Origin of the sequence: Pseudomonas sp. PB106, from assembly GCF_009764645.1 — a bacterium.
GTDB lineage: Bacteria > Pseudomonadota > Gammaproteobacteria > Pseudomonadales > Pseudomonadaceae > Aquipseudomonas.
This window is the reverse complement of the sequence record NZ_RWIM01000195.1, coordinates 1-1,025: the sequence shown is the minus strand read 5'-3', so window position 1 is coordinate 1,025 and position 1,025 is coordinate 1. Positions and strand designations below refer to the sequence as shown.

The 1,025-nt window shown below is 61.0% G+C and carries 1 protein-coding gene; it reads left to right on the top strand.

Annotated features, from left to right (window positions below; all coding sequences use genetic code 11):
• A partial coding sequence (tssI, locus tag EJA71_RS24475) for a type VI secretion system tip protein TssI/VgrG (RefSeq protein ID WP_158960157.1) occupies positions 1-1,025 on the top strand: 1,025 nt, incomplete at both ends.

Sequence of the window (1,025 nt, the reverse complement as noted above, 5' to 3'; positions counted from 1 at the left end):
CCTGCGCCACAACCACGATCAGCAGATTTTCCAGCAACTGACGGTTCCGCAAATCATCGGCCAGGTGCTTGAGGATCGCGGCATCCTCGCCGACGCCTACGATTTCCAGCTCGGCGCCGAGTACCCGTCACGCGATTACTGCGTGCAGTACGACGAGTCTGACCTGCATTTCATCCAGCGCTTGTGCGAAGAGGAAGGCATTCACTTCCACTTCCAGCACAGCAGCAGTGGGCACAAACTGGTGTTCGGCGATGACCAGACGGTTTTCCGCAAACTCAAAGCGGTGAGCTACCAGCAGGACTCCGGCATGAGCGCCGATAAACCGGTGATCAAGCGTTTCAACCTGCGTCTGGAAACCCGCACCACCCGCGTTTCTCGCCGCGATTACGACTTCGAAAAACCGAAGATCCTCCCCGAAGGCGCAGTCAAATCCGACTTCGCCCCGGATCTGGAGGACTACGACTATCCCGGCCGTTTCACCACCCGCGAGCGCGGCAAATTCCTCTCCACTCGCGCCCTCGAACGCCATCGCAGCGACTACAAACTCGCCGAAGGCAAAGGTGACGAACCGACCCTCACCAGCGGCCATTTCCTCACCCTCGCCGAACACCCGCGCGCCGAGTGGAACGATCTGTGGCTGCTGCTGGAAGTCTTCCACGAAGGTAAACAACCGCAAGTGCTCGGCGAAAACGTCACCAGCGACGTCACCGACAACAAAAGCGATTTCCACCAGGGCTACCGCAACAGCTTCCTCGCCACGCCGTGGGACGCGCACTACCGCCCTGCCCTCGAACACCCGAAACCGAAAGTCCTCGGCAGCCAGACCGCCGTCGTCACCGGCCCGGCAGGCGAAGAAATCCACTGCGACCAATACGGCCGCATCAAAGTGCAATTCCATTGGGACCGCGAAGGTCAGTCCAACGACAAAACCACCTGCTGGATGCGCGTCGCCAGCGGCTGGGCCGGCGCGGCGTACGGCGGCATCGCCATCCCGCGGATCGGCATGGAAGTGCTGGTCACTTTCC